General features: G+C 34.1%; 18 protein-coding genes and 1 other annotated feature. Of the genes, 12 read left to right on the top strand and 6 right to left on the bottom strand.

Annotated features, from left to right (window positions below):
* Positions 1 to 104: 104 nt before the first annotated feature.
* From ACIP9G_RS14155 to ACIP9G_RS14140, 4 genes are all read right to left on the bottom strand, one after another.
* On the bottom strand, positions 105 to 821 hold the full coding sequence (locus ACIP9G_RS14155) for a CPBP family glutamic-type intramembrane protease (RefSeq protein WP_401020227.1): 717 nt from the start codon (positions 819 to 821) through the stop codon (positions 105 to 107).
* 64 nt (positions 822 to 885) lie between these two features.
* Positions 886 to 1,581, bottom strand: a complete 696-nt coding sequence (locus ACIP9G_RS14150) for a hypothetical protein (RefSeq protein WP_401020225.1) — start codon at positions 1,579 to 1,581, stop codon at positions 886 to 888.
* Entirely contained in the window at positions 1,578 to 2,444 is an 867-nt protein-coding gene (locus ACIP9G_RS14145; protein WP_401020222.1) for an ABC transporter ATP-binding protein, read from the bottom strand. Before ACIP9G_RS14145 ends, ACIP9G_RS14150 begins: the two co-directional genes overlap by 4 nt.
* A gap of 3 nt (positions 2,445 to 2,447) precedes the next feature.
* Positions 2,448 to 2,807, bottom strand: coding sequence for a GntR family transcriptional regulator (locus ACIP9G_RS14140; protein ID WP_401020219.1), 360 nt, complete (start codon positions 2,805 to 2,807; stop codon positions 2,448 to 2,450).
* Between the two features lie 316 nt (positions 2,808 to 3,123).
* Between ACIP9G_RS14140 and ACIP9G_RS14135 the strand changes: the two genes are divergently transcribed.
* The 3 genes from ACIP9G_RS14135 (at position 3,124) to ACIP9G_RS14125 (ending at position 7,454) form a co-directional block, all read left to right on the top strand.
* The gene (locus tag ACIP9G_RS14135) at positions 3,124 to 3,522 is read left to right on the top strand and encodes a hypothetical protein (RefSeq protein WP_401020216.1); all 399 of its coding nucleotides are present in this window, start codon (positions 3,124 to 3,126) and stop codon (positions 3,520 to 3,522) included.
* Positions 3,523 to 3,793: 271 nt separating this feature from the next.
* Positions 3,794 to 4,045: a binding site (T-box leader), on the top strand.
* A gap of 81 nt (positions 4,046 to 4,126) precedes the next feature.
* Positions 4,127 to 5,488, top strand: a complete 1,362-nt coding sequence (locus tag ACIP9G_RS14130; protein WP_401020214.1) for an amino acid permease — start codon at positions 4,127 to 4,129, stop codon at positions 5,486 to 5,488.
* Between the two features lie 559 nt (positions 5,489 to 6,047).
* On the top strand, positions 6,048 to 7,454 hold the full coding sequence (locus ACIP9G_RS14125; RefSeq protein WP_340825684.1) for a YfcC family protein: 1,407 nt from the start codon (positions 6,048 to 6,050) through the stop codon (positions 7,452 to 7,454).
* Positions 7,455 to 7,738: 284 nt separating this feature from the next.
* Here the strand turns inward: ACIP9G_RS14125 and ACIP9G_RS14120 are convergent, their stop codons facing one another.
* The gene (locus tag ACIP9G_RS14120) at positions 7,739 to 8,167 is read right to left on the bottom strand and encodes a HEAT repeat domain-containing protein (RefSeq protein ID WP_340825682.1); all 429 of its coding nucleotides are present in this window, start codon (positions 8,165 to 8,167) and stop codon (positions 7,739 to 7,741) included.
* A gap of 645 nt (positions 8,168 to 8,812) precedes the next feature.
* Between ACIP9G_RS14120 and ACIP9G_RS14115 the strand changes: the two genes are divergently transcribed.
* The 6 genes from ACIP9G_RS14115 to ACIP9G_RS14090 all read left to right on the top strand — a co-directional run bounded on the left by ACIP9G_RS14115 (position 8,813) and on the right by ACIP9G_RS14090 (position 15,332).
* The gene (locus ACIP9G_RS14115; RefSeq protein WP_401020209.1) at positions 8,813 to 9,589 is read left to right on the top strand and encodes a class I SAM-dependent methyltransferase; all 777 of its coding nucleotides are present in this window, start codon (positions 8,813 to 8,815) and stop codon (positions 9,587 to 9,589) included.
* A 225-nt stretch (positions 9,590 to 9,814) separates the two neighbouring features.
* Positions 9,815 to 10,276 carry a DUF2691 family protein gene (locus ACIP9G_RS14110; protein ID WP_401020206.1) on the top strand — a complete coding sequence of 154 codons (462 nt, stop codon included), beginning with the start codon at positions 9,815 to 9,817 and terminating at the stop codon, positions 10,274 to 10,276.
* 353 nt (positions 10,277 to 10,629) lie between these two features.
* Entirely contained in the window at positions 10,630 to 11,592 is a 963-nt protein-coding gene (locus tag ACIP9G_RS14105; RefSeq protein WP_401020203.1) for a helix-turn-helix transcriptional regulator, read from the top strand.
* Between the two features lie 72 nt (positions 11,593 to 11,664).
* Positions 11,665 to 12,297, top strand: coding sequence for a type 1 glutamine amidotransferase family protein (locus ACIP9G_RS14100; RefSeq protein ID WP_401020200.1), 633 nt, complete (start codon positions 11,665 to 11,667; stop codon positions 12,295 to 12,297).
* Positions 12,298 to 12,718: 421 nt separating this feature from the next.
* Positions 12,719 to 14,233 (top strand): SH3 domain-containing protein, encoded by a 1,515-nt coding sequence (locus ACIP9G_RS14095; RefSeq protein ID WP_401020197.1) that lies wholly within the window; start codon positions 12,719 to 12,721, stop codon positions 14,231 to 14,233.
* 523 nt (positions 14,234 to 14,756) lie between these two features.
* Positions 14,757 to 15,332 (top strand): dihydrofolate reductase family protein, encoded by a 576-nt coding sequence (locus ACIP9G_RS14090; protein ID WP_340825675.1) that lies wholly within the window; start codon positions 14,757 to 14,759, stop codon positions 15,330 to 15,332.
* A gap of 467 nt (positions 15,333 to 15,799) precedes the next feature.
* On the opposite strand, the gene ACIP9G_RS14085 is transcribed toward ACIP9G_RS14090, so the two are convergent.
* Positions 15,800 to 16,120, bottom strand: a complete 321-nt coding sequence (locus tag ACIP9G_RS14085) for a YflT domain-containing protein (RefSeq protein ID WP_340825674.1) — start codon at positions 16,118 to 16,120, stop codon at positions 15,800 to 15,802.
* A 368-nt stretch (positions 16,121 to 16,488) separates the two neighbouring features.
* On the opposite strand from ACIP9G_RS14085, the gene ACIP9G_RS14080 reads away from it, so the two are divergent.
* The 3 genes from ACIP9G_RS14080 (at position 16,489) to ACIP9G_RS14070 (ending at position 18,810) form a co-directional block, all read left to right on the top strand.
* Positions 16,489 to 16,824 carry a hypothetical protein gene (locus ACIP9G_RS14080; protein WP_401020194.1) on the top strand — a complete coding sequence of 112 codons (336 nt, stop codon included), beginning with the start codon at positions 16,489 to 16,491 and terminating at the stop codon, positions 16,822 to 16,824.
* Positions 16,825 to 17,118: 294 nt separating this feature from the next.
* Positions 17,119 to 17,883 carry a hypothetical protein gene (locus ACIP9G_RS14075; protein ID WP_401020192.1) on the top strand — a complete coding sequence of 255 codons (765 nt, stop codon included), beginning with the start codon at positions 17,119 to 17,121 and terminating at the stop codon, positions 17,881 to 17,883.
* Between the two features lie 402 nt (positions 17,884 to 18,285).
* Positions 18,286 to 18,810 (top strand): GNAT family N-acetyltransferase, encoded by a 525-nt coding sequence (locus ACIP9G_RS14070; RefSeq protein ID WP_401020190.1) that lies wholly within the window; start codon positions 18,286 to 18,288, stop codon positions 18,808 to 18,810.
* Positions 18,811 to 19,021: the final 211 nt, after the last annotated feature.

The following is a 19,021-nucleotide window of genomic DNA, read 5'->3' as shown; positions in this document are numbered from 1 at the left end:
ACTTATAGAAAAATATGAGAAACTGTATAAGACAGAAAAAACACCTCCTAATTGAAAGTAAGGTATTTATACCCTAATTCAATCGAAGATGCTTTTAATTTGATTTATGCTGTTAGGAGTAGCCCCTTGTCTTTTTTCTTAACACGTCTCCATAAAAATAACGTATAAACAAATAGGACAATAATGATAATATACGCTGTTAGCATAGAACTTTCAGCATTCCCCATAAAGTTGAAGAAATTATTAAAACCATGGAAGAGAATTGTCAAAATAATGGATTGGCCATCGATAATCAGTAATGAAAGAACAAGACCTACAAGAAGGGCATAAATAATTTGAATGATAGTATCTTCAACCGATTGCCCGCCAACTAGTTGCAATGCATGTGTGACGCCAAACAGTATGCTTGAAATCCATATGGCAACAAAGGTTCCTTTAGGTTGCAACATGCGAAGTAGGATTCCTCTGAAAATTGTTTCTTCAATAAACGCAACGATAAACATTTGCATCATAAACATAAGAAATAAATCGCTAATCGATTCGAAATTTAAGCCTTTTGTGCCAATTAAAATAATACATAACACGATAAGAAGCGGTGAGAATACTATAATATTTTCTTTATTGATTGCAATAAAGAAGTAATGGCTCCATTTCTTTTTGACAGCAATATAAAGGAGGAGGCCAACTGCTAAAGGAATCAAAAAGGCAAATTGTAGAAACGGACTAGATGGTTGTTGAATGGATACGTAGGCGCCATTTGCAACATAGAAAAATATAAGAAGCAGTTCTAATCCAATAATTTTAAAAATGATTTTTTTCATTTTGTTGAATCCCTTCATGGTTAATGTTTTTACTTTTCTTTATTTAATGTTTTCAAGCACCGTTTTATGATGGAATTGCAGAAGCTTTTCGTAATGCACCTGATATTACGATATAGATGAAAATACTAATAACTAGTAAGCTAGCGATAATAGTAAAAGCAGAAACCTTAGATACTAATTCAAACAGCGGTGTATACCATTCGAAAATCACCATTGTAATCGGAATCAACGCAAGTACACCAATAAAGCTGTAGCCACCTAATGTTCCGAAGCGGTAAAAGACGACATTTAAAAGCAAGCTTGAAATTAGACAGAGTAGAAGTAACACAGTATCCATAGACATTGTTAATAAAAAGGAATCAGAATTGCTGAAAAATAAAATAGGGTGGATAATAACCATATTTTCATAATCAAATAGGTTAGAAACGAGGGTAATAATTTTATGCGTGCAAGCGATTACGAATGCTCCAGCAAGGCTCCAAACGATGAAAAATAAGCCAACGTTACACACATATTGCATACGACTTAAGCCAAGCTTTAAAAAATAGGGCAATGTTTTATTTAAAATTTTCGCTCCCTTTATACTATAAAAAACATAGACAGGTATTGAAATAGTCACGGCAAAGGATACATACTGCCCAAAAAAAGTGTCAATAAAAAATAACAGTATGACGATTGAAAACAGAATGCACCAAAAAATAATATTACTTTTTTTATAGCTTTGAAAAAGGACGTATAAGCTCCCCTGAACTGTCTTCATTTCACTAACCTCGCTTTCTGCTGTTTACTTAAATAAACCAATAGGTCTTGTAAAGATACATTTTCTAGTGTGATGTTCTCATCTTCAATAGCCTGACCACTAGCAAACACAACGGCTGTCATCTCCTGCATAAAACTATGCTTATAAATTACTTCTAAGTTTTTGATTGCGAGCTCGACATCCTGTGGACTTCCTTTTACTGCAACAATATACTTTTCCCATTCCTCCGCTGTTTTTTGAAGTAATAATTCACCTTCATGGAGGATAAGAATTTCCTCAAACAATTTACTAGCTTCATCTATTAAATGCGTTGATAAAAGAAATAGCCTTGGATTTTCTATTTGTTGTTCGATTAATAAATCATAAAAAGTATTTCTTGCAGCTGCGTCTAATCCAATGTAAGGCTCATCGAAAATCGTGATTGAAGCATTACTGGCAAACCCTGTAATGATACCGAGTGCAGATACCATCCCTTTGGAGAGATTGCGCACCTTATCTTTTGGATTAAGAGCAAACACTTGAAGTAGTTCATTTGCAAGCTGTCCATCCCACTTTGGATAGAAAAAACTATTAGTCTTTAAACTTTGTGCAACTGTCATATCTTCTTGAAAATTCCCACTCTCTGCAACAAAACAAATGTCTCGTAATATAACAGGGGCATTAAATACATTCTCGCCATTGACACAAATTTGCCCTTCATTTGTAGAAATAAGTCCTGCTAAAAGGTTTAAGAATGTTGTTTTACCAGCGCCATTATGGCCTAAAAAACCTATGATTTTTGGCCCTTCAATAGTAAACGATATATTTTTTAAAGCATGCTTCTGCTTATATAATTTGCTTACATTACTCACATCGATTTTCATAAGTTATCCCCTCTGTAACATATTTTGTAATTCTTCATCTGAGATACCTAAACGAATTGCCTCTTTTTTCAACGGTTCAATATGTTGTGCAAAGAAGATTTCCTTACGTTCTTCGATTAAAATCTTCCGTGCGTCAATACTAACAAACATGCCTACGCCTCGTTTTTTATAGATGACACCTTTTTCCACTAATTCGTTCACACCCTTTCCTGCTGTTGCAGGATTTATTTGATACTCCTTGGCAAATTCATTTGTCGATGGAATGCGATCTTCAGATTGAAGATGCCCATCAAGAATTGCATCTTCAATCCGTTCCCGAATTTGTTGGAAGATTGGTTTTTCATTGCTTAAAGAATAAATCACAATCCACCTCCTAGTTAATTGGTTCGTTACTTGTGTAACTAACCATACAACGTAGCAGTTGAATTGTCAAATTATTGTTGGTAAATTTTTATAATTAGTGTATTTGTACAGAACGAATAGCGATATGTCCGATGCTCAAATAAATTTGTTTCGCTCCATATTTCAGAGAAAAATAAGTAATCCCACGGGTGAAATTAATGGGGGGGCATTACTTGAAGAATATTGACTTGCATAGGCAGCTTTTTTCTTCTTCGACTAACGATGCAGTTTAGTTATATGTAACTTTTGGTAAACAATTTATGTCTATATAAAAGAGGTGGGTGGATTGAATATAAAAAAGTTATTCTATAGTTTGATTGCATTAGCTTTATTCATGATTACAGGATGCAATATTCAAGGGGGAACTACAACAGTATCAATAGACAGTATAGATGCTGAAGAAGTTTTAACATTAGATTCTGATGCCGATATTTTTCAGTATGATGGCGTTATCTACAAAACTAATATTGATTGGGTTGAAGAATTGTCTTTAACAAAAGATGTTCAAATCGGTGAAATAAAAACAAAAAATGAAGCTAATACAGATTTTAAAGATGAGATGTCGAATAAACTTCCTGTTGGTACAAAGATTTTTTCCACCAAAGAACGAGGAGATATTTTAATCGTTGAATCAAAAGGAGAAATCAGAAAATATCTTGCAATTGTTGAAGGGTAAACAAAATAATCATTGAGTTGTGTGATCTTCCACAATCTGGCACGATTCTGTAACAAGGTCAGCGCTCATTTTCATTAAAAGACCAGATTGTTAAATAACATTTTTAAAAGAACTTTACTAACATTTGTTGTAATATTTCTTTTAGATTTTATATTTACATAGCAAATTGTCATATATAATTTAAGTGGGTTATGAAGAAATTTTGAAAATTATATTGACAAAATATTTTTTTTCTGTAAAATGAAAAACAATTCAAAAATATTTGTATAGAACAAAGGCTATGAAAAGAAATAGTATCAATTATTTTTACGAACAGAAAGTTACCGGTTGATGAGAGGTGCATGTAAAACGATTGAGAATTCATCTTGGAGCCGTGTACCGAACAGATTATTCTAAGTAGGCTACGCCGGTAAGCACCCGTAATCATGTGCGAGAGTATCGTCAAATGACCGTACTTCTTAAGGTAAGTAATGTGAATTGCTTATAAATTAAAGGTGGTAACACGAGTTGAATCGTCCTTTTGGTTAATCCAAAAGGGCGTTTTTTTTTATTCCTTTTTTGAGCAAAGTATTTGAAAATCTAAACGTATTAGGAGTATGACATTATGAAAGACAATCATCAAGATTCACAGCTAAAGCGCGGATTAAGTACTCGTCACATGCAACTAATTGCATTGGGCGGATCCATTGGGGTCGGTTTATTTTATGGCTCTAGTTCAACAATTCAAATGGCTGGGCCGTCTATTTTACTAGCTTATTTAATTGGCGGATTAGTAATTTTCACAATTATGCGTGCATTAGGCGAAATGGCAGTAGAGGAACCTGTATCAGGCTCTTTCAGTACGTACGCGGATAAATATTTAGGACGCTTTGCTGGGTTTTTATCTGGTTGGACGTATTGGTTCATGTGGATTGTCGTTGGCATGGCTGAATTAACAGTAGTCGGTGTATACATTAACTACTGGTTCCCTGATATTCCACAATGGGTAACTGCACTTGTAGTACTTTTTATTATGATGCTTGTAAACTTAGCAAATGTAAAAGCTTACGGAGAATTCGAATTCTGGTTTGCGATGATTAAAGTTGTTGCGATTATCGGTATGATTGTTCTAGGATTGGCCATTATTTTCTTCGGTGTCGGCAACCAAGGTGAAGCAATTGGCTTCGATAATTTATGGGCACACGGTGGCTTCATGCCAAACGGTTTCCATGGTATTTTAATGTCACTAGTATTAGTTATGTTCTCATTCGGTGGGGTTGAATTAGTTGGTATTTCTGCAGGAGAAGCAAAAAATCCTAGCAAGTCAATTCCTTCAGCTATTAACAACATCGTTTGGCGTATTTTAATTTTTTACATTGGTGCATTAGGCATTATGATGGTTATTTATCCTTGGAACGAGGTTGGTTCAGAAGGAAGCCCGTTCGTTCAAATTTTCGATTACGTCGGTATCCCTGCTGCGGCTCACATTATTAACTTTGTTGTAATCACAGCAGCAATGTCTGCATTTAATAGTGGTTTATACGGTTCAGGACGTATGCTACACAACTTATCGGTACAAAAAAATGCTCCAAAATATTTTAAAACAGTAAGTAAAAACGGTAGTCCACGAAGAGGGATTTTATTTTCTTCAGCGGTGTTATTAATTGCGGTTGTTTTAAATTACGTAGTACCTGAAAAAGTGTTCATCTATATTTCTGCCGTTGCGACTGTTGCAGTCATTACAAGTTGGATGATTATTTTATTAGCACAATTGAAATTTAGAAAGTCAAAAACGAAAGAGGAAGTAGCCGAACTGAAATTTAAAATTCCGCTGTATCCACTTTCTACGTATATTGCCATTGCATTCTTACTAATGGTTATTGTGTTAATGGCATTTATTCCAGATATGCGTGTTGCCCTATATGTCGCGCCAGTTTGGTTTTTAATCTTATTCGTTGGATACAAAGTAATACATGTTAAAAAGTAGTTAAATCATTTCATTTAACTGATACTTCTTCAACGAAGACATATGTTAAAAAGTCCCTATGGTTAACTCAAATGGTTACACATATCTCAAGAAAATTATTTTTATATAATAGTAAACATTAATAACATTCCCAAATGAAAGAGTGGAATGAAACCGAAATCCAAGAAATGCTGTTAAATCATCATTTCTTGGATTTTTCTTTGAATATTGTCTACACAACTTTTATGTAAATATATCAACATCGCGATGACATGGACACATTAACTATTCTAATATTGAAAGGTTTTCTGCAGAGGAATTAGCTCTTTATGAGTATCTAATGAACGCATTATTAATTTGTTAAACGAGCATGACATTTTTTTGTTAGCAGGTAGAAGTATCCTATCACTCATCAAGGTCGTTGAAGAAAGCTTTATTAGGCAACTACCAATTTATTTTTGAAATGAGGGAAAATTAAGACTTTACAAAGAATTTTAACTCCTGTATATTTATTTTTTATTAACGACATATTAACGACAAAGTTGTTATATGTCTAAATCTATAAAAGGAGCATGATGTAATGGAAAATGAACAGAGCGTAAAGAAGAGGAGTTGGCTCAAAGTCCCTCATACATATACCATTATTTTTGCTATTATTTTTTTAGCGGGTATTTTAAGCTATATTGTTCCAGCAGGTGAGTTTGATCGTGTAGAAGATGAGGAAGGGCGAATGCTCGTTGTAGATGGAAGCTATCATCATATTGAGAGTGATCCAGTTTCATTTTTTGAAATGTTTACAGCGATTCCAATGGGGCTTGAAAAAGGAGCTCAAATTATTTTCTACATTTTCTTAGTTAGTGGTGTATTTGGAATTATTCATAAAACAGGTGCCATTGAAGCTGGTGTCTATAAAGGGGTAAAAGCTTTAGAAGGCAGAGAAAAATTGCTTATTCCTTTATCGATGATTTTATTCTCTGTTGGTGGTTTTACAATGGGAATGGCGGAAGAAACAATTATTTTCGTACCAATTGGTGTGGCCATTGCACGCGCGATGGGCTTTGATGCTATAACAGGAACTGCCATGATCACACTTGGTGCTGCCAGTGGATTTTTTGGAGGAATGCTAAATCCCTTTACAGTAGGTGTTGCGCAATCATTGGCAGATGTACCATTATTCTCAGGGATTGGCTTCCGTGCAGTAGTCTATGTTTTTGTATTAGGCTTTGCTATTTTCTATGTATCTCGCTATGCTTTTAAGGTGAAAAAGAACCCTCAGGCAAGCGTTATTTACGATATTGAGCAAAAAGCTAAATCCAATGTATCAGTGATTGACATTCCTACATTAACTGGAAAGCATAAATTTGTATTTATTGTCATGGCTTGTGGAATTGGCTTTAATATTTATGGTGTCTTTAATTGGGGTTGGTTCTTAACACAGCTAACTGCATCCTTTTTAATTATGGGGTTAGTTGCAGGATTAATTGGTGGTTTAAAACCTGCCACTATCTTTGATTCCTTTATTGAGGGAGCTAAGGCTGTAACGTTTGGTGCTTTAATTGTAGGCTTTGCCCGTGCCATTACGGTTGTATTAGAGCAAGGGAAAATTATTGATACGATTGTGTATGCAGCATCTGAAACAATTGGACATTTACCACATGCTATAAGCGCAATCGGCATGTTAATTATCCAAGCAATTTTAAATTTATTTATTTCATCAGGCAGTGGACAGGCAGCAGCAACAATGCCAATTATGATTCCAATTACTGATTTATTAGGATTAGAACGACAAGTAGCTGTTTTAGCCTTTCAATATGGCGATTCTCTAACAAACTCTATCATCCCAACTTCATCGGCATTAATGGCATATTTAGCTGTAGCAGGTATCCCCTATGAAAAGTGGATTAAATTTATTTGGAAGATGATACTTGGTTGGGTAGTTATTGCTTGTCTGGCGTTAATTGTTGCGGTTGCCATAGGGATCACTTAAAACATGATGTGATCTGACCAAAAAAGTTAGACAAATAATTTAAGCAACTGCTAAGATCTGAGTCCGGTATTGTATTGGACTCAGATTTTTTAATTTAGCTTACATACGTTTGTGATGATAGGAATGAATATAAGCATTTATCATTAAACAATAAAATAGATGATCAAAGAAATGAACTAATACAATTTAATTAGTTTCGATGAATAGCAGCATAAGATAAGAAAAAGCCATTCACTCCACAAGCGGAGAAAATGACTTTCCTTCATAAATCGCAAAACTACTGATTATAGCTTTGCCCAACGTTCCTCTAACCAGTTCATAAATTCTACACCTTTGTCGCCTTCATACGCATCAAAGACATCTAAACGCATACGTTTTAGTTTATCCGCAAATTCTGCCACTGTATGGTCCTTCGGCAAGCTCTTTTTCACCCGTAGGAAAATTTTATCTGTTCCTTTAATAATATCAAAACGTGCAGGTGATGGCTTCTCTACGTCCTCACCAAACGCCACGAGTGCTTCATAGGCTGCTAATTGCACCTTGTTGACAGTATCATGCTCCATACGATTTTTTAATAAATCTATGATTTTGTCATGTTGATAAGCCGATAACATTTCGACTGCGTCTAAACGCTCTCGCCAGCTAGACGTATAATTGGCTTGTTTTTTTAATGCTTCATACTGCTCAGGTAATGCTGTTTCAAACTGTTTCAAGTAATAGCACCTCTTTTTTTCACTAGAGGAAAAATAAATTCTTCTTCTGCTTCTCTTATTATACGTTGTCTTGGTGAAAATAGCGATGAATCGCTGGTAAGGATAAATAAATATATAAAATGGAAACTAACTACATTAAGGTGAACCGTATCATAAGTATGTACTATTCTTTAGTAGTATAAGCGGTGAAAATTTAGAAATTGTTACGGACAGCGGTAGATATGTGAAATTAACAGAGCAAGATCAAGCGAATCTATATGAGATTTTAACAGGAGAACAATTAATAAAGTAATTACCTTTCTTGTATACTATTCAACTAACGGGAGCTTTAGTTAAATAACGATTTTCAACAATCGGACGCGATTCTGTAACAAGGATTAGCGCTCGTTTTCATTAAAGGGCCATATTGTTAAGAAATGGTCTTACACTCTTAATTGAGATTGAAGGATTATATTGGAAGCTCAGATTTATTTTATTAAAAAATAGTTCTATTAGATAAACTTATGTATATTAATAATTATTTAAAAATTTACTTATGAATTTATTGATATACTATTGGGAATAGAAGGTAAAAACATGCGTTAAAGCCGAATGTAACTAAACATTCCTGTTGAAATAATCTAAAGTTGACATGGGGGATTTTAAATGGGTATTGATTTTCATAATGAGAAAAACCGTAATACTTATTCAACTCGAAAAGCAGATGATTCGTGGGTTAAGGTTATAAAGGATCTGGTACAGTTCGACAATATCTCTAAGGCGTTGGATATAGGGTGTGGTGGAGGTATTTATTCAAAGGCGATATCTGAAATGGGAGTAGCCTCTGTTACCGGTGTCGATTTTTCCGAAGAAATACTAAAAGGTGCAAGAGATAACTGTAGAGAATTTCAAAACATATCTTTTAAGCAAGGTGATGCTCTTCAGACAAGCTTAGAAAGCAACGATTACAATTTACTTCTTGAAAGAGCGTTGATACATCATATAAATGATTTGCAAAAATGCTTTGAAGAGGCATATCGACTATTAAAGGACAAGGGAATTTATATTGTTCAAGACCGTACACCTGAAGATTGCTTATTAAAAGGTAATGATAGTCACATTAGGGGATATTTCTTTGAACTATTTCCACAATTAATTGAGAAAGAGACTAAACGCAGATACAATAGCCAATTTGTAATAAAAACACTTTCAGAGGTTGGGTTTAAAGAAATTCAAGAAGTACAGTTGTGGGAAACAAGAAAAGTGTATAAAAATAAAGAGCAATTACTAAAAGACTTGAGTGAGAGAACAGGAAGAAGTATTTTACACGAATTGGACGATGAAGAATTAAACTTATTAATTAATTATATAGATAAAGCAATTTCGACTGAAAATAATATTGTGGAAAGAGATAGATGGACCATTTGGAAAGCCGTAAAATAATTTGGTTGGATGATTAAATCAGCTCATAAAACTTAATCTATCTTCAACAATCAGGCGAGATTCTGTAACATGGATCAGTGCTCGTTTTCATTAAAGGGCCATTTAGTGGAGGAAGAATCCTAAGAAAAATTGATTACATATGGTAATGCTAGATTGGTTTTTGTGAAAGATTATACTTAAACTATAGGGGCAGGTTAATTAAAAAAAGAGAAATGGGGGTTACGAGTGAGAGGTATATCTTTTGAAATTCCCAACGCTTACGGGAAATATTTGTTAGAGATATTAGATGGCATCAATTTAAAAGGATTAACTTTGAAGATTGGTGGTGGAGAATCATATTTTATTGATAATAATAAATTAGGGGACCCACTATTTCCAAATATCAGCGTGTTAAATGAGGAAGGACTATATAAGCAAATTTCAAGAGAAGATTATTATCTTATATTTGTTGATTTAAAAGGATTTCCGAAAAAGTCAGATGTGAGAGAAATTGAAACCTATCAAGAATTTGTTGAAAGTGAATGTACATTTGTACTCCTATTGGTCGATTCCTCCTATGTAACAATCTATTCCAAGGACCAAGTAACCGTTAAGCATTTATTCTCTAAGGCAATAACTGCTGGTTACGAAAATATTGAGTACATTACAGATGAAAATGATACACGAACAACGTTGATTGCTTTTTAATACATAATTTAGGTATCGTTTGACCAGCAAATTGTGAAGTTATGTACTTAAACTAACGGGGTACATTACATTAGTTCAAGAAGTATTACGTATTTTTATGGCTAAGATCATATTTCAGTTATTCCATTAAAGGGCGCGATTCTGTAACAGGGATCAGCGCTCGATTTCATTAAAAGGCCAGATTGTGGAATAACGCAGTTGATGGGTTATACTAAAAATCAGAAATAGATTGTTAAAAATTATACTTAAACGAAAAGGACAGAATAATCTAATTCAGTTAAATTTAAATGATAAACTAAAGTTTACTTATTACTATATGATAGATAATAAATTCTATATAGAGGTGGAATTTCATGCCCAAAATTGACAATATGTTAGCAATTCTATGGATGCTTCGTTCAGGTGAAAAAATTACTGCACAACAAATTTCAGAAAAGTTAGAGATGAATATAAGGACTGTGTATCGTTATATTGATACACTTTCAACAAGTGGCGTACCTATAATTTCAGAACCAGGACATAACGGTGGATACACTCTATTGAACAATTTTATTGAGGCTCCTCTATTTTTTGATTTTGAGGAGCAAACTTCACTTTATCATGCTGCTGTTTTTGCAGAAGAAGCTGGATATTATGGTGGCGAAGCACTAAATAGTGCTATTTCAAAGCTAAGCAAATATTCAAATCAAGAGCAGAAAATAAAGATAAACCAACATTTGACCAGTCTTGAAGTAATAAGTCGATTAAGTTCTCAGCCTATGGATCCTTTCTTGAAGGAGTTGGAGCAGGCTGTAGCTGACGGAAACTCTTTAAAAATTCTTTACCATAAAAGTGGCGAGAATCAATCAAAGTATAGATGTATTGATCCTTACAGAATTATTTATTGGAATAATAAGTGGTATGTGATTGGGTTTTGTCATCTTAGGAATGAAATCCGTAGTTTTAGAGTAGATCGAATTGAAAGTCTAACGCTAACCGAAAATAAGTTTAACCGGCTAGAAAATTTTTCAGCACGTGACTTTTTTATGAAAAACCTCCTTCCAACTATAGAAGATACGGAAGTAATTATTCCTTTGGTTATTAATGGGAATTCACTAACATTGGATGATATTTGCCAACATTGGTTTTTAGGACATTATTTACAAACACGGACTTCAAATCAAGCAGTTTTTCTTCTTGAAAAAGATATAATACATACATATGTACCTTATTTACTTTTACCGTACAATAAATCTATTAAAGTTATCGAGCCAATAAGTCTTAAGAAAAGAATTATTGAAGTTCTGACGGAATTAATAAATTTTCATCAAGTATGATAACTTCCCTGACGGTAACTGTCAGGGAAGTTATTTTATAATAGCTATATCAAATGTGATTGGAGTGTTTGGATGCAAACAAACAAAGTTTTTCTATATGTCTTTAATACAATGTCGGACTGGGAATATGGATATTTAATTGCTGAACTAAACTCAGGAAGATATTTCAAAAAAGACTTACCACCTTTAAAAGTAATTACAGTAGGAGCTAATAAAGAAATGATTACTACTATGGGAGGACTGAGCATAAAACCAGATATTTCACTTGATGAATGTATTATTGAGAGTAAAGATCTTTTAATTTTACCAGGAGGGTTTACTTGGAGTGAAGAAATTCATCAACCTATCTTGGAGAGAGTTGGCCAAGCTTTAAAGTTTGGCACTATTGTTGCTGCAATTTGTGGTGCAACTGAGGCCCTTGCAAATATGGGATACTTAGATTCTAGAAAACACACAAGCAGTGACTTAGAGTATATTAAAATGGTCTGTCCTAATTATAAAGGAGAAAAATATTATGAGATGAGACCTGCGGTATCTGGTGAGAATTTGATTACTGCATCAGGAGTAGCACCTCTAGAATTTACGATGGAAGTACTAAAAAAATTAGACGTCTTTACACCCGACACATTACATTCATGGTATAACCTAAATAAGACTCATAAACGGGAGTACTTCTTCCAGTTAATGAATTCAATAAATAGCTGAGCTAAAAAATTACCTAAGCAGTTTCATATTAGTTCAAATAAAAATCATGCTTTAGACAATGTCAAAGTATGGTTTTTGTATATAATTTAAATATATTTATGGAAGTAAAAAACTTATAAAGCACTCCCTCTTGTTGACTATTTTAAGGAACACGTTGCAGAACAAAATCGCTTGGCGTTTTGGTCAATATTTTAGGAAGCCTACCTATTTTACAAAAAAGTAAAAATCCAACAATCACTATTTATCACCTTTTCACCGAATTAAAATTAAACAATATATGTTAGAGCTATCATTTATCACTCAATCCTGTTAAATGAAAGAAACATTGATTATTACCCATATCCTAAATATTGGGTTTATGATAACATATATCTGAATCTTTTAACTATAAAAAATATGAAAGGAAGTGTAATAATCACATATGAAAAAGATATTGAAACCATTGATTAGTGTTATTGCTATTGGTGCCATCTCGCTATCTATAAACATAGATAATAATGTATTAGCTAATAATATTGCAAATACATGTAAGTATGATTCGGCATCGAAAGTAAACCCTGATTATTCCACAATGAACTGCTTGTTAACCGAAACAGCACTGATTTATGATGTTCCTCCTGAAATTGTGAAGGCAATAGCGGAAGGTGAAAGTGGAAATTGGCGTCATTTTGATATGAATGGTGAAGCGATTGTGACAGCTGATAATGGAATTGGCATTATGCAAATTACAAATCAAGTCGGCTACAATCAAGATAGACTAAAAAGTGATATTGTCTATAATATACAAGCTGGTGTAGAGACTCTAGATGATATGTTTAAGCGAAAGGATTTACCTGGCATCAACGGTGGGGAAAGAGATGTACTGGAACATTGGTACTTCGCTATCATGGCTTATAACGGTACTAAGCCAGTAAATAGTCCAATTGTTCAAGCAACTGGTGAAAGAAATACCAATGCCTATCAAGAAAGAATTCTCCGAATCATAAATAAATTGGAATTAATAGACTTAACAGAGCTACCTTTTTCACGTGAACAATTTCAATATGACTCTAACAGTAGGGAAAATATTAAATTTTCAACAATGAACTATGATTTTGATTTACCATTAACAAAATCTAAGTATCTTTTTGAAACAAATCAAAAAGTTAGTGCAATAACGAATGTAACATTTAGGACAAGACCTACTACGGATAGTCCTTCTTTGGGTACATTACGTGAAGGTGAAATTGTTACCATTACGGGTCCTTTTGAATATGAAAAAGTATCAACGAAGAAAAACCATTTTGTTTGGTATCCTGTGAAAAGAAGTGACGGGACAGAGGGGTATGTTGCATCAAGTTATTTAAACTACTCAGCTTCAACACCAACGCCAACACCTCCAGTAACACCGCCAACAACGGGAAATGTTGATGTATCAAAGTTTGCTGATTACAATGCAAACCAATACTGGGCTGAGGATTTTAAGTGGGCAGTCAACATCGGTATCATCAGTGGATACCCAAACGTGAAAAACCCATCAACAGGTAAGTACGAAAACTTACTTAAACCGTACACTAACTTAACGGAAAATCAAATGTTATCTATCCTATTACGTTACTTCAAACCATCAGAACTAGCTTCAACGATAGCAATTACTTCATGGTATGGAGACGTAAACTACCAACTGGCTACAAAATACTCTCTACCAGTTTTAGGTGCAAACACAGCATCCAAACAAGCTATTGCAGGTAAGGATATCACACGTGGTAACTTCGCTCGTATCTTAGCTTCAATGCATTATGGTAAGACTGTATCTCAGTCAGAAGCTATTCAATTTCTTCGTGATAATGGTTTAACAACCACTAAAACAAATGAAGAGTTTAAACCAAATGATTCTCTAGCAAGAGCGCACACAGTGGCATTCTTCCACCGTTACGAACAAACATTCAATAACTAAATTGCTAATATAAGTGAAAAGGTGACTATAAAAGTCATCTTTTCTTTTTTTATGTTTAAAAAATCCTTTCTTGACACTCCTCGAACCTTTCATAACTAAATTCATTGACTCAGATTGCTTGATATCCTGGGACGTCTAAAGGTTCAGATAGAACAAGTTTGAACCAACTGAAAAGTGCTTCAAATACTTTTACAACAAGGGTTTGAGGCGCTTTTCTTTTTTGAGAAACCGTTAGAAAAGGATAGAAAATGAAAAGTTTCTACACATTTTCTACACAAAAAAGGTATTAATTAATCGTTTCGTGACTGTTATTGAACTAAACTGCAAAAAGGTTAAGTGTAACTATTTGCATACAATTAGTCGAGTGTTTTTTTATTATAGGGTCAAATTGTTAAATAAAGAAATTTTGCAATCTAGAAGAAATTATTGCTTGTTATGTGTGATATACTTGATTCTGCACATAACATTAATGAAAACTGCAAAGTATAATGTGACATCCTTCATGAACAAAGGAGAACTGAAAATGAGAAAACTTGTTCTATTTCTGCACGCATCGCTTGACGGTTTTGTAGAAGGGCCAAACGGTGAAATGGACATTGGCTGGGTTTCCTACGATTCTGATTTGGAGAAACACGCGAAAGAAATTTTGAGTACTGCCGACACTGTCATTTGGGGACGTGGGACTTATCAAATGATGCATAGTTACTGGCCATCTGTGCCTTCGAACCCATCAGCTTCGCAGTACGAACGGAATCATGCCGAGTGGATCGAAAAGACAGCCAAAATCGTTTTTTCCACGACGCTGGAGAAGGTCGAATGGAACAATTCCAGACTGGTGAAAGAAGATGTCGAGGAAGAGATCAAGAACCTCAAACAGCAGCCAGGCAAGGATATGGTCATCTTAGGAAGTCCTAGATTAGCACACTACCTTATGCAGCTTGATTTAATTGATGAGTATAAGATTACGGTTTCTCCCGTCCTGGTCGGCAGCGGGTTGCCGTTATTCCAAGGTCTCAAGGAGAAAATCAATCTTAAACTTATCGAAAACAAGACATTTGATTCTGGAGCCATAGGTCTCGTTTACCAGACGGGTAGATGACCTTGTCACCTAAAATAGATTACGCTAACCGGAATACGTTAGCACAATAAAAGCAGCGGCAGTCTAGGTCTTTCGAGTTCCTAGTCCGTCACTGCTTTTTTTACGAGTCAGTTTAATTCAGTTTGTCGGGTGATCGACAAATTTTATTTTTTAAACCAACACCGACCCCTTTTTCTTATTTTTAAGTAACAGGGGAACAATGGAAATTGTAATGTATTATCTTGAAATCAAGTCTTCCATATAAGGGCTCGATACTGTAACAAGGATCAACGCTCGTTTTCATTAAAGGGCCATAATGTTGAAGAAGATGAAGATTTCCTCGAGCAGATCATTGACAATAAAGAAGGATGGGTTTTCGGTTTTTATACTGACTTGGTTGAAAGGCCATCTGGAATACAGAGTCCAAGCAATACGAGGAGACTTGTAAAATGAAAAACAAACCCGGGATTGGATTCCCGGGTTTGTTTTTACTTATTGGCAACTAAGACCAATTTACCTGTATCAAGTACCTCTTCGAATTGAGCAGCTTCCGATTTACTTAATCCGACAGAAGCTAACTTATTGCGGAGTTCATCTCCACGGGAATTCACCAGGTTCTTCATAGAAGTCAGGAACCCTTGCTCACTAATACCAGCTTCTTCTGTCCCCAGTGCTTCGTTAATATCATCTTCACGTTCTTCATAGTGCGCAAAGATGTAAATGTTATCTCGAAGATATCCTTGTGCTTCTAATTTCTCCACTTCTTGTTTCGCTTGTACTACGTTTTCTACTGTCAATTTGACTGTCATTATTTATCCCTCCAATATATGTTTACATTCAATCTATTCCACTAAATTGAATAAATAAAACATTTTTTTAGTTTTTAATTATGCTAAAGTGGCATTAACAATTAATGGAACTCGAAAACATTGTAAGTTGTTCTTCTATAATTGGGCACTATTCTATTTAGGGATTGTACTTTATTCAAGAATAGGGCGCGTTTCTGTAACAAGGATAAGTTTTTCACTAAAGGGCTAATTTATTGAGCAAACAAGCTTTTAAGCAATGGTACCAAACGATGATTTGGGTGTTTTTTCCTCAACTAACGAAGCGGTTTTGTTCAATAAGGAGTTGATTAACTCTTAGCAGGTATATATTTATAGATGGAGGTGTTCACTTGAAAAAGATATTGTTAGGCTTTGTTGTTATGGCAATGATTTTTTTATACATATATCAGTCGCATATTATGAGTACAGTAGAAGCGATATCTAGTGCAGAACGATACTTGCAAAAACCACCAGAGGAGTGGAGTAAGTCAATTTCTTATGTTGATTTAAATGAAATCCCGATAGAAAATATTAGAGCAACGCTCAATCAAAAGAGTGGGTTTTGGAATCAATTAACAAATAGAATGCAGTGGGAAGTAACAATAAAATATAATGGCATTGAGCCAACGATTGTGATGGATGCCTATACTGGGAGTTTTATTGATATATACGGACCCTTAAACTAAAGTTTTTACATTTTTAATTGTGCAACTAACGGGTCTTTAGTTCAATAACAATCTTCAACAATCGGGCGCGGTTGTGCATATCACTTAACTGCCGATTAGTTGTATTTAAAGGACATAACATAATAGTCATATAAAATATGTTATGTCCTTTATGTTAGACTCCTGATTCAATAAACTAATAACCAAGCGCTCATTATTAGGTGAGTACTTGGTCTTTTTATTTATTCATCATATTAAGTTACTGGTATATAATACTAAGAAATTATGTTTTTAAAACTGAGAAGGAGGAGAATAATGAAAAAATTATTTATCGTGATACTAGCAGCATTTATATTTTCAGTAGTAAATCCAACAAAATCAGAAGCGAAAGTGATGTATGATGGAGCAGAAGTTGTAAAAGGGCAAACTGGGAAAATGACCTTTAAAAAAGACATTAAGGTATACAAGAAAAATTCAGATGGTACGTTTGAATCTTTAGTGGTTAAGCGAAATAACTTCTTTAGAACGTATGATATTGAAAAATATGATAAAAAAATATTCTATCAAATGGGCCAATACCGCGTACAAGCAACGGATTTAGTAGTTTTCAAAGAAGTACCAATAGAAATTCGTTCATCTTTTTATAACAAACCAACTTATATTGTTATTACGCGCGATGGTATTAATGACGGCTTATATTACGGATCTCACTTTAAACTAGAAGGACCATGGGGTATTTATTTCAAGGATACAAATAATGGACAACTACTAAAGTATTGCGACAGTGGTGATGGTAGTGAGGAATTTTGTTACGAGTATTCTGGTACAGACCTTAAAATCGCTGAGACAATATCAAGAGAAAGAGGTGTACGTTATGAACTAACAAGAGATGAAGAGGGGAAAGGCGTTCCATTAAAAGAATCTAAAACTGAAAGAATTATTAAAAAGGGAAGTACTGTTTTTTCAAGGTATGATCAAGAAATTAATGGTTATATATATGTATCCGATGACTTAGAAGAAAGACTCGATAATGCTGTTTACCTTCCAATGAATTCACTAAAGCCAGTTGAAGATAAGTGATAGATTAGAAATTACATTATGCCCTCTTATTTATTTACTAAGGGGGCTATTTTTTTGGTTTGGACATACAGACAGGATGTTTGTCGATACTTTGGCTTAGCTGGGATGAATATTTAAAATGTATGATTATAAAATAGTTAGATCATTTGTATGAAAGTTTGATTAGTCGTTTGAAAAATAATAAATGTATTTGTAAATGTGAGTTAATTTATTCAACAAACAGGCCAGATAATACGATAATAAAATTGGACGTGGAGATTGTGAAGAAAAGTCCTTAAACGAACGGAGCAGTTGCGTGGAAGAAGGATTTTAATTTACTATTATATGTATTCTAAGTAAAATCGAAGAAGGATACTATGAGAAAAAGGTTTTGTTGAATGAATGCAAGGGAGGAGAGCTAACTTGGAAATCACTACAGAAAGATTACTAATTAGACCATTTAAGAGTACTGATTTACAGGATGTATTTACTATTTATAATAATGATGATACATGTAAGTTCCTATTACATAATAAGTGGACTCATGAAGATATGCAGACAAGATTTAATAAGAAGCTAGTGAACAGTGCACTGACGAAAGAATCAATGTTAAGTTTGGCAGTTATATACAAGACTAAAGTAGTTGGTGATCTATCTGTATGGTATACAGATATGAAAGATACGGTTGAGATTGGTTATAGTTTTTCAAATGAAGTAGCTGGGAAAGGTTTGGCTACTGAAGCAGTAAGTAATTTGGTCATTAAATTATTTAGTGAGTTTAATGTACATCGTATACAAGCTAATCTTGATGCACGGAATACAGCTTCACAAAAATTATGTGAACGGATAGGCATGAGAAAGGAAGCCCATTTCATACAAGATTTTTGGAATAAAAATGAATGGACAGATAGTATGGTTTATGGAATGTTATCCTCTGATTTGTTGTAATAGGCTTAGATATTTTATTGTAGCTAACTTATAGGTGCATTTCTTGATGTTCTGAATAAAATATAGTTGCGACATTTGTATAAAGTCACAATGAAACACCCCTATAGGTAATTGGTCTGAACTGCCCCCCAATTGTTAGACACATCTAACAATTGGAGGTGCAGTTTTTCTATGGGGAAATTTACTGCTGAGGAAAAATTAGACGCTACTT

It is taken from the genome of Lysinibacillus sp. NPDC093197 (genome assembly GCF_044754025.1).
Classification (GTDB): Bacteria; Bacillota; Bacilli; order Bacillales_A; family Planococcaceae; genus Lysinibacillus.
The sequence above is the reverse complement of the archived record's forward strand: the minus strand, read 5'-3'. Positions and strand labels throughout refer to the sequence as shown.

What these genes read in the sequence shown, in the direction of transcription:
- ACIP9G_RS14100 (WP_401020200.1), top strand. Translation starts at nt 11,665, where the DNA reads ATGCAAACAAACAAAGTTTTTCTATATGTCTTTAATACAATGTCGGAC.
- ACIP9G_RS14150 (WP_401020225.1), bottom strand. Translation starts at nt 1,581, where the DNA reads ATGAAGACAGTTCAGGGGAGCTTATACGTCCTTTTTCAAAGCTATAAA.
- ACIP9G_RS14130 (WP_401020214.1), top strand. Translation starts at nt 4,127, where the DNA reads ATGAAAGACAATCATCAAGATTCACAGCTAAAGCGCGGATTAAGTACT.
- ACIP9G_RS14105 (WP_401020203.1), top strand. Translation starts at nt 10,630, where the DNA reads ATGCCCAAAATTGACAATATGTTAGCAATTCTATGGATGCTTCGTTCA.
- ACIP9G_RS14085 (WP_340825674.1), bottom strand. Translation starts at nt 16,120, where the DNA reads ATGACAGTCAAATTGACAGTAGAAAACGTAGTACAAGCGAAACAAGAA.
- ACIP9G_RS14115 (WP_401020209.1), top strand. Translation starts at nt 8,813, where the DNA reads ATGGGTATTGATTTTCATAATGAGAAAAACCGTAATACTTATTCAACT.
- ACIP9G_RS14075 (WP_401020192.1), top strand. Translation starts at nt 17,119, where the DNA reads ATGAAAAAATTATTTATCGTGATACTAGCAGCATTTATATTTTCAGTA.
- ACIP9G_RS14125 (WP_340825684.1), top strand. Translation starts at nt 6,048, where the DNA reads ATGGAAAATGAACAGAGCGTAAAGAAGAGGAGTTGGCTCAAAGTCCCT.
- ACIP9G_RS14145 (WP_401020222.1), bottom strand. Translation starts at nt 2,444, where the DNA reads ATGAAAATCGATGTGAGTAATGTAAGCAAATTATATAAGCAGAAGCAT.
- ACIP9G_RS14155 (WP_401020227.1), bottom strand. Translation starts at nt 821, where the DNA reads ATGAAAAAAATCATTTTTAAAATTATTGGATTAGAACTGCTTCTTATA.
- ACIP9G_RS14090 (WP_340825675.1), top strand. Translation starts at nt 14,757, where the DNA reads ATGAGAAAACTTGTTCTATTTCTGCACGCATCGCTTGACGGTTTTGTA.
- ACIP9G_RS14095 (WP_401020197.1), top strand. Translation starts at nt 12,719, where the DNA reads ATGAAAAAGATATTGAAACCATTGATTAGTGTTATTGCTATTGGTGCC.